General features: G+C 32.9%; 10 protein-coding genes, 1 tRNA gene and 1 pseudogene. 10 read left to right on the top strand and 2 right to left on the bottom strand.

What is annotated here, in order from left to right; genetic code table 11:
- Positions 1–869: trans-sialidase (locus tag ACW9W3_RS10790; protein ID WP_457766130.1), on the top strand; the 869-nt coding region annotated here is incomplete at its 5' end.
- A gap of 31 nt (positions 870–900) precedes the next feature.
- Here ACW9W3_RS10790 and bcp read toward each other — a convergent pair.
- Positions 901–1,359, bottom strand: coding sequence for a thioredoxin-dependent thiol peroxidase (gene bcp / locus ACW9W3_RS10785; RefSeq protein WP_457766132.1), 459 nt, complete (start codon positions 1,357–1,359; stop codon positions 901–903).
- Positions 1,360–1,462: 103 nt separating this feature from the next.
- Between bcp and ACW9W3_RS10780 the strand changes: the two genes are divergently transcribed.
- The 8 genes from ACW9W3_RS10780 (at position 1,463) to ACW9W3_RS10745 (ending at position 6,944) form a co-directional block, all read left to right on the top strand.
- Positions 1,463–2,167, top strand: a complete 705-nt coding sequence (locus ACW9W3_RS10780; protein ID WP_457766129.1) for an MIP/aquaporin family protein — start codon at positions 1,463–1,465, stop codon at positions 2,165–2,167.
- Positions 2,168–2,206: 39 nt separating this feature from the next.
- Positions 2,207–2,644, top strand: coding sequence for a hypothetical protein (locus ACW9W3_RS10775; protein WP_457766128.1), 438 nt, complete (start codon positions 2,207–2,209; stop codon positions 2,642–2,644).
- Entirely contained in the window at positions 2,637–3,458 is an 822-nt protein-coding gene (locus tag ACW9W3_RS10770; RefSeq protein WP_457766131.1) for a hypothetical protein, read from the top strand. Before ACW9W3_RS10775 ends, ACW9W3_RS10770 begins: the two co-directional genes overlap by 8 nt.
- Before the next feature lie 42 nt (positions 3,459–3,500).
- Positions 3,501–3,575, top strand: a tRNA-Arg gene (locus tag ACW9W3_RS10765).
- Positions 3,576–3,696: 121 nt separating this feature from the next.
- Positions 3,697–3,969: a hypothetical protein gene (locus ACW9W3_RS10760; protein ID WP_457766127.1), complete on the top strand. Its 273-nt coding sequence runs from the start codon at positions 3,697–3,699 to the stop codon at positions 3,967–3,969.
- A 66-nt stretch (positions 3,970–4,035) separates the two neighbouring features.
- A complete protein-coding gene (locus ACW9W3_RS10755; RefSeq protein ID WP_457766126.1) occupies positions 4,036–5,322 on the top strand; it encodes a hypothetical protein in 1,287 nt (428 codons plus the stop codon).
- A 172-nt stretch (positions 5,323–5,494) separates the two neighbouring features.
- Positions 5,495–5,635, top strand: a complete 141-nt coding sequence (locus tag ACW9W3_RS10750; protein WP_457766125.1) for a hypothetical protein — start codon at positions 5,495–5,497, stop codon at positions 5,633–5,635.
- Between the two features lie 64 nt (positions 5,636–5,699).
- A complete protein-coding gene (locus ACW9W3_RS10745; protein WP_457766124.1) occupies positions 5,700–6,944 on the top strand; it encodes a sensor histidine kinase in 1,245 nt (414 codons plus the stop codon).
- A gap of 205 nt (positions 6,945–7,149) precedes the next feature.
- Here the strand turns inward: ACW9W3_RS10745 and ACW9W3_RS10740 are convergent, their stop codons facing one another.
- Positions 7,150–8,508 carry a pyridoxal phosphate-dependent aminotransferase gene (locus ACW9W3_RS10740; protein WP_457766123.1) on the bottom strand — a complete coding sequence of 453 codons (1,359 nt, stop codon included), beginning with the start codon at positions 8,506–8,508 and terminating at the stop codon, positions 7,150–7,152.
- Between the two features lie 145 nt (positions 8,509–8,653).
- Here ACW9W3_RS10740 and ACW9W3_RS10735 point away from each other — a divergent pair.
- Positions 8,654–8,976, top strand: a pseudogene (locus ACW9W3_RS10735) (hypothetical protein); the annotation flags it as partial.

Raw genomic sequence — 8,976 nt, 5'->3', positions numbered from 1 at the left:
CAAAACCAGCTGAGACAAAGCCAGCAGAAACAAAACCTGCTGAAGTCAAACCCGCAGAAACAAAACCATCTCCAGCAAAACCAGCTGAAAAGCCTGCTCCAACTACCAAACCTAAAGGTGTTCTACCAAAGGGTATGGAATCAAAACCTGCAGAAGCTCCTAAACCACAGGATGCACCAAAACCAGCTGAAACAACATCACAACCTCCAGCAACAGTACAAGAGGCTTTAGAGAATGCATACTATACTGCTCCAATGACATCATTTCATGATTACAGAGCAAAAGTAACAGGTTATTCTCCAGCATCTAACAGATACTTTGTTAGACTACATGCCCCTGTAGGAAAAGTTCCAACAAGAAACTGGAATGATCAAAAAGCAACAGTTACTGGTTACACAGCACCATCAAACCAATACTTTGCAACAAGACAAAGAATGGCATTCCATCCAGCTGACAAAAGATTTGGATCATTTAGTGGTGTTAACATGAGTGTTGAAGGCGTTGTAGCACAAGCACAACAAGCACCAACTCCAGAGCCACCAAAACCAGCTAAAGGTAAACTCCCAAAAGGACTGGAGCAAGCACAACAAGCACCTCCACAACAACAAACCAATTATGGTGGAAATGAAGGCAAATCACGACAAGAACAACTTGAAGAATATGAACAAGATTACTTGCAAAGAATTGAACAAGAAAGAATTGATCAAGAGAAAGCATACCAAGAATCACTTGCAGCTGAAGCAAGAGCCGCAGCTGAAGCAAGCTCTGCATCTAGTAAAAAAGGTGGTGCATTACCAAAAGGTTTTGAACAAAAACCAGAACCTGAAGCACCAAAATCTTCTAGAGGCACACTTCCAAAAGGTTTCTAATCTTTCTACAACTTTTTCTTTTACTTATTTTTTAATTTAAGAAATCATCTAAAACTTGTTTTGAATGTCCTGCAGGTTTTACTTTGGGATATATTTTAAAAATTTTCCCTTTCTCATCTACAAGAAAAGTACTTCTTGCAACCCCCATGTATTCTCTTCCCATGAATTTTTTCTTTCCCCAAACACCAAACATCTTTGAGACTTCTTTATCTACATCAGCTAATAATGGATATTTTATTCCCATTTTGTCACAGAATTTTTTATGCGAGTCTACATCATCTGGACTAATTCCAATAATTTCAATTCCTGCCTTTTGAAATTTTTTATAGTCTCTTGAAAATTCATCGGCCTCAGTAGTACACCCTGGAGTGAAATCTTTTGGGTAAAAGTAAATGGCATGTTTTTTCCCTTTAAAATCCGAAGATTTCACTTTATTTCCATTTGAATCATTTACCTCAAATTTTGGTACTGGGTCGCCTTCAGAAATCATACATTTACAAATCGATTTATCCATAATTAATTACTTTTTGACAAGATAAGATCAGGATTACGTTCCGAATGTTTTATATGGTAACTCGAGTGGTTTTTGCTTGATGGTTAATCCAAGAGCATATCTTGCAGAAGCAATTGCAACATATGGTTTAGTGTTCTTTGGCCCTCTTTCAGTAATTTTAGCAGTTTCTGCATTTGGCGAAGAATTAACAACACAATCTGTTTTGTTTATCTCTCTTGGACACGGAGGTGCCATTGCTTTGATGGTTTATGCATTTGGACATGTATCTGGTGCTCACATTAATCCTGCAGTTACTATTCCTATGATGATTACAAGAAAAATTGGAATTATAGATGGCATTGGATATATTATTTCACAATTAATCGGCGCTGTAGCCGCAGCTGCAACACTTATGGCAATATTGCCTGAACTTGGCGCAAAAGTAAACTTTGGAACTCAAGGAGGCCCAAGTGATTTAATCAACAACAGCATTGGCTCTGGATTTGCACTAGAGGCAATTTTGACATTCTTCCTAGTTACAGTAATCTTTATGGTTGCAGTTCACAAAAAAGCAACTCCTGGAATTCAAGGACTTGCTATTGGTGGAATGGTTTTTCTAATTCACCTAGTTGCTGTACCATTAACAGGTGCATCAGTTAATCCTGCAAGAACATTTGGCCCTGCTTTAATTTCTGGATTCTGGGAATTCCATTGGTTATACTGGGCAGCACCAATATTGGGTGGAATCATTGCTGGTTTGATAATGAACTATGTCTTTACCAAACCTGCAGAAAAAGAAGCATAATCCTAACATTTTTAAAAATTTGAACTTTGATTTTTCTATATGACTTCTGCTCAAGATGTTTCTCGAATGTTTGTGACTGAATCAGAAAAACTTCAAAATTTGATAAACACTGCTGAAACCAAATCTAACTTGTCAATACATGAAATTATTGAGACATATTATCAGGTCATAAATGTGTCCTCTATGATTACCATGATTAAAGCACAGACTAATTCTGAGAATAGTTTGTTACTTGATAAAATTCAAAATACTGAATCAATTATTTCTAAAAAATTTAACTCTGATGTTCACCCAAAGATTACACAACAACTTGTATCATCAATCCAAGAAACTACAAAAAACTTACAATCTGGAAATTCTGGTGAAAAATCAAAAGAGCAAATAGAATCTGATGCTAAATCATTTGAAGAACTACGTCAAAAAATGAGTACTAAAGAATTTGTTGAACAATATGAAAAAGGACTCTCAAATGATTAAAGACATTGCAAAGAATTTAGTTGAATTAAAAAAAGAATTTGCAACAATCTATGATGGCACTAGTCAGATTCAAGAAGTAATTCCAAAATCAAAATCTAATCTATTTCCAATAAAAGAAAGTGATTTACAATTGTTGCATGAGTTTGCAACAAGGAATCCTATCTATTATGATTCATTTGAGAAAAAAATTGGTCAAACAGATTGTATTGTTTATGAAGGTGACATTAACAAATATTGGCTAAATAGCATTCAACATTCTTCAAGTAGAGCTCCGTTTTCTCCTACTTGGATAATGTCTGGTTATGTTGGAGCATTACTTGCAAAAGATCTTGGATACTCTGAAATAATTGATATTGGATCCGGTGATGGAAGAATTGCATTTTGCGCCAAAGTTTTGAATTTAGAATCTTACAGCATAGAAATTGATGATATGCTAGTTGAATTACAAAAACCTCTTACTACAATACTTGATTTTCATCCTTATTGTGCTGATGCCATAATGTTTGATTATTCTTCTCTTGCTCTGAAAAAACCAATATTTTTCATTGGTGGTTTAGCACAGATGGGCGGTGTTGCTTTGGCATCTGGTGTCTTAGAAAAAATTCTCTCAACTTCTAATTTGAAAAATAATACTGGATGGGTTTTTGCAGGAACTTATTCTAAAAAATATACTCCAGATCCAAAAAATAATGCTGGTTGGGGTACATTAATTGAAAAAAATGATCTGACTTCTGTTCAAACAATTTCTTTACCTACTGCTTGGACTTTTCATGAAACTGATGAAACTCCATACATTTTTGCTCAACCACTTTGAGAAATAGCAATCCAAATTAAGCGTAAAACTCTCAATTTTTTTGGACTCGTTGCATAGCTTGGATAGTGCGATTGCTTGCGGAGCAATAGGTCGCCGGTTCGAATCCGGTCGGGTCCGCTTTTCTCACGTTCTTTTTAAGTTCCAGCATGCAAGTCATTTGGTATACTGGCAGAAACAGCTCTAGACATTTGTTTACAGTAGTTTATACCATTTCTGGATTTTTAAGGACTGTCAAAAAATGTGGAACTCTACAGATTCAAATCCGTTTGGATTGATACTCAAAAAAGGCATACCACAAATCATAGGCTATTATGATATAACTGTCAATATTATTTCTATCATGCAAAGTCTAACGACAAAACCAAGGCAACCTGAGCCTTCAACAATTCTGGCAGAATCACCAGTACAAGAAAGGGAAAAAATTCGTCCAATAATATTATCTAGAGAAAATACATGTGCAATGGATGTGGTAGGATTATCTTGGATATTTTTGAAGGATGATTATTCTTGATTAATAACATGTTTGTACCTAGTCCAAAATGAATAAATTTAATAGATTTCCCAAAAAAGATTGATCATGAATAAATCTATTTTCTTAATTGCTGTAATTGCATCATTAACTATTCTTGTCTTACAAGTACCATCTGATGTATATGCTGATGTTCTTTCTCCCAAAAAACAAACCACTTTTGGCATAACTGCAGAAGATGTTATTTGTGAAAGTGGAAAATTCAAAGTTTTCAAAGATAGGACAAATACTGTATCTTGTGTGAATGTTGATACCGTATCAAAACTTGTTTCGCTTGGATGGGCAAAACCAGTGGATATGACTAAATTAAATGATGTACAAACAAACTTGGCTTTATCTGCAGGAACTATAAACCAATTAATCCTAACCCCAATATCCTCTGATTTTGGAAAACAAATCTCTAAAGTCTCCATAAGCAGTTATGATTTCGTATTTGATGTGTGTGCTTCTTCTAAAACAATTGTATCGCCATCTATTCTTGTTCGCTCAGATAGCGAGACAATTCACTATGAGATACCTGAAACTGTATCCCCAAATTCATGCGTGACAAGTGCTTTAACAATCAAAGCTTCAAACCCTAATTCTATTAGCGCAACACTTCAAAACAAAGGCGATATCTCTCAAACAATTTTAACACTCTCAGAAAAAGTAGAATCCCTCAAACTACAACTTCAAGATGCCAAAAAGGCATTTGGAAAAGAAAACACTGAAGATAACCAATCTATCAGTTCAAAAATTATTGATTTAAGAAAACAGCTAAATGATGCAAGAGAAGATCTTCAGAGAATATACTTTATACTTTACACTCCTGAAAAATCCAAAGACATTCCCCAGAAATTATCCTTTTTAGGACATCCTATTGAAGGTGAGACTGCAACCAAAATATCTGCTAGTCCATCAGTGGCTTCTCCAAATACATATGATGTATTTTTTGAAGCATGTGCTGGAATGAAACAAGTTAGATTGCCTGTGATAACTTTGTCATCAGATTTTGAAACTATTCATGTAAGATTGGGTGATAAAATATCTCCAAATACATGTCAACTTAGTTCAGGAAAAATCATTGCAACTGATCCTGAAAGTATTACTGTAAACCCTTCTGGAAACTCTGATTCTTCCACAAAAGCCGATGAACTTGAAATAAAGATTAATGATCTATTACAGCAACTCACTGCTGAAAAAACTCTTCTCAAAACACTCATTCATAACCCTCAAAGACCTGCAGACTTTGATGAGCAATTATCTTCTCATGTGGAGAACATTTCTAAATTAAGAAATGATGTAATTATTACAAAAGGTGAATTTAGTAGAATTCTCTATCAAACCTACAAATAATTTTGATTTTTGGGAAATTTTTTATGATCTATTTTATATTTGAAACTACGATAGAATCTCACAAACACGAATCCGGTCGGATCCGTATACCTCGTACTCTTTAATTTGAATTATCTCTGAAAGTGAATACTCAGAGTAAACCTTAATGCATATCATGATAAATTTGAATATATTGGTTTGTTTCCGATGTGATGGAAAAGGTCAGTACAAAAATGAATTTGGTCTAATGGAAAAATGCGAATCCTGTCAACAAAGGGATATGACTTTTGAAAAAATTGATGCTGAGCCAGATTTAGATGAAGAAGGATTATGAGAAAAAGATTACATCAATTAAAGTTGCGATAAAAAGTCAAATGTAGCAATATTGAAAAATTATTGTGAAATCACAGCATATTATCATTTTATTAATAATTTCTCAGATATTCATTATTTCTGCAAGTTTTGGTTCATTATATCTAGTAGAAATTCAAGAAGTAAATTCTGTTAATCATGTCAACCTTGCAGGGAAAAACAGAATGTATGCTGCTTTAGCCTTACATGAAATTGATAAATTTGATGATGGAATTACTACCAAAGCAAAACTTTACAAAGTTTTTGATGACTATTCACAGAATATCTTTCTTTTAAAAAATGGTGGTATTTTTTTGGGTAACTCCATCAAACCACTTTCAGATCAATATCTTCCAGATTTGTTAGTGATAGAAGAGAGATTTTTCGAATTACAGCTGATAATTCATAATCTTCAAGGATTAAGTGGATCGCTTACTAGTAAAGACCTACTTGAAATTGAACAAATAGAATCTGAGTTACTTGGTGTAACTGATTCACTAACCGAAAATCTTACAATTGATGCTAACAAAGCAATAAAACAAAAAGAGATTTTGGGTATAGTTTTACCAATAGTTAATGCTTTAGTGTACGTTGTAACAATTTATGTTATATTTCAAACATTAAAAAAAGAAAATAAAAAAATTCAAAAATTAGAAAAACTTTATGCTGTTGGCCAAATGGCTTCAAGATTAGCTCATGATTTAAAAAATCCTCTTAGTGTGATCAAATCTAGTCTTGATATGCTAGAACTAAAATCAACTGAAAAAGATGATTTGTCACAATCAACATATGCTAGAATGAAAGGATCTGTTAAAGAAATTTTCAATATCATAGATGATGTATTAGAATTTGCAAGAACTAAAGAATTGAATATGTCTAAATCATCCATCTTGAATATTCTAAATCAATCTGTTTCAAGTTTTAATTTTCCAAATGCTGTAACTATTGAATTACCACAAAATGATGTCAAGATAAAATGTGATTCCATTAAATTACAATCTGTTTTTGTGAATTTATTCGTTAATGCAATGTATGCCATGAATAATAATGGAAAAATATCTGTAAAAATTAATGAAACTAGCACATGGGTGAAGATTTCCATCATTGATTCTGGTCCTGGTATTCCAAAAGATATTTTACCTCATGTCTTTGAACCTTTATTCACATCAAAGCCAACAGGAACTGGATTAGGGTTGGGAATTTGTAAAAATATCATAGAACAACACAAAGGAAAGATTTCAGTTTCAAACAACCCTACAACCTTTACTATTGAATTTCCAAAGTCAGCTTAGAGTAAACACACACTATACTATACAAGACAAATTGAAACAATTCTTGTGAAAAAAGTTTATTTTTTTGAGTCTGAACCCGTACCGCAAGTATGGGAAAAACTAGTTGAAACTTTAGATGGCCAGACTATCTCAAATTCTTCATGGCAGTTACAAAAATAATTGTAAAAAATTGTGATTACACCTATAATTTTTAGTAGTTTTTATTCTAGTTTGTAACTGTAAATTCTTCATATTTACATTCTATATTGGATTTTGAATTTTGTGTTAAATGCTCAAAGTACAATTCTATCATATCTAATCCTGACACTATTCTTGGTGCATTATCTCTTACAAACTCAATTTTGTCTGAATTTGTTTTTGGGGGGCTGTTCAAATAGTTTTCAAATGCCTGTCTACCGTTATAGTCTACAAATGCCATTCGTGCACTAAAATCAGTTCTTTCTAAAACAAGCGTGTCACCACCTACAACTGCTGTGTGATATGGATGCTGAATTAATGATTCGGAGAATTTCTGTGAAGTTGGAATGTTTGACCTTTGAAACTCTTTTTTAAATTGATTAAAATCTGCAAGAAGATAAAATGTTGCTTGTGGTTTTGTAGATTTAATTCCTGAAATATGTTTTAAACCATGGTATGTGTATTCTCCCATAATTTCATGAATCTTTCTTGTAATGTTGAGATATTCATCCATCTCTTTACTAAATCGAAATCCTTCTACTGCAGCATGCTGAATTGGTGTTGATACTGAAGTGTACTCTGTGGCTTGAATTTTTTTGAATTGATTTCTTACATCTTCTGCATATTCTGGGAAAATTACATATCCTATTCTATATCCTCCTGCCGAATGTGATTTTGATAAACCATTTGTCACAAATGTTCCTTCAGGGTAAATTTTTCCCATGGTTACAAATTTTGAAAAATCATATGTTGTTTGTGCATAAATTTCATCTGAAATTACTATGATATTTTGTTCTCTACATACTTCGGCAATTTTTTCTAATTCTAATTTATCATACAAAAGACCTGTTGGATTATTTGGATTATTTAGTATGAGAATTTTTTGTCTATCTTGCAATCGAAGTGATAACTTCTTCAAGTCATGTGGGTTGATCTTTTTATTTGTTCCTGTTGGCAACATGTGATAATTTTTCTTTAAGAATCTAATTTGTGGAAGATACCCCAACCATGCTGGTGTTGGTAAAATTACTGTACCATGGAGTATTTCTAAAAGATTGAATAGTATTTCTTTTGTTCCAGGGCCAACATAGATTCGTTTTGGATCAACATCTACATGAAAATAATGCTTACTGTATTCTGAAATGGCATTACATAATTCATTAATCCCTTGAATAGGGGCATATGCTCCTTTGTTTACATTTTTGATTAATGCTTTTTGAATTTGAATTGGCACATGAAATGGTGATTGCCCAAATGCAAAACCATAAAATCCAAAACTACATTCGGGACTAGGACAATCAGAATGAAATTCTTGCAAAAATGTATTTAATTTGAGATTCTCAGGCATCTCAATGTCTTGCACTTGTTGGTCGATTACAAATTTCAACTATTTTTGATATTTTTTTTATTTGACTAAAGCACATGTGTGATTGAAATGAACAAGGGGGCATAATTACGAATATTTTTTCATTTTAGATGCCATTAAAAAATAAGAATTGAATCTTTTTATGAGTAATCCTTCAACTAGAAACATGGAAATAAAATCAGAAAAATCGATTAAAGAATATCTAAAGACATTATCTGATGATGTGATTATCAAATATTATCTTGATGTGGAGTATAGCCCATTCCCTGTTTTAATTATTGAAGAATATACCAGACGATTCAAACGTAAAACTAAAGATGAGATAATCAAGGATCTAAAAAAACAAGCACACCATGCAAAGAAAAAAACCCAAGAATTCGGTAAGATGGCAAAAAAGCACCAGTTTGTAGATGATGTGACTAAACAAAAATCTGAAGAAATCTTCAATCAGGCAAAGAAAAAAGGATATGAAATTAGCGAAAAAATTGC

It is taken from the genome of Candidatus Nitrosopumilus sp. bin_68KS, assembly GCF_054095825.1.
Note: the sequence above shows the minus strand (reverse complement) of the source record. Positions and strands in the feature narration are given on the sequence as shown.

Excerpts from the sequence above, each read along its gene's own strand:
- bcp (WP_457766132.1), bottom strand. The coding sequence starts at position 1,359 with ATGATTTCTGAAGGCGACCCAGTACCAAAATTTGAGGTAAATGATTCA.
- ACW9W3_RS10780 (WP_457766129.1), top strand. The coding sequence starts at position 1,463 with ATGGTTAATCCAAGAGCATATCTTGCAGAAGCAATTGCAACATATGGT.
- ACW9W3_RS10775 (WP_457766128.1), top strand. The coding sequence starts at position 2,207 with ATGACTTCTGCTCAAGATGTTTCTCGAATGTTTGTGACTGAATCAGAA.
- ACW9W3_RS10770 (WP_457766131.1), top strand. The coding sequence starts at position 2,637 with ATGATTAAAGACATTGCAAAGAATTTAGTTGAATTAAAAAAAGAATTT.
- ACW9W3_RS10760 (WP_457766127.1), top strand. The coding sequence starts at position 3,697 with ATGTGGAACTCTACAGATTCAAATCCGTTTGGATTGATACTCAAAAAA.
- ACW9W3_RS10755 (WP_457766126.1), top strand. The coding sequence starts at position 4,036 with ATGAATAAATCTATTTTCTTAATTGCTGTAATTGCATCATTAACTATT.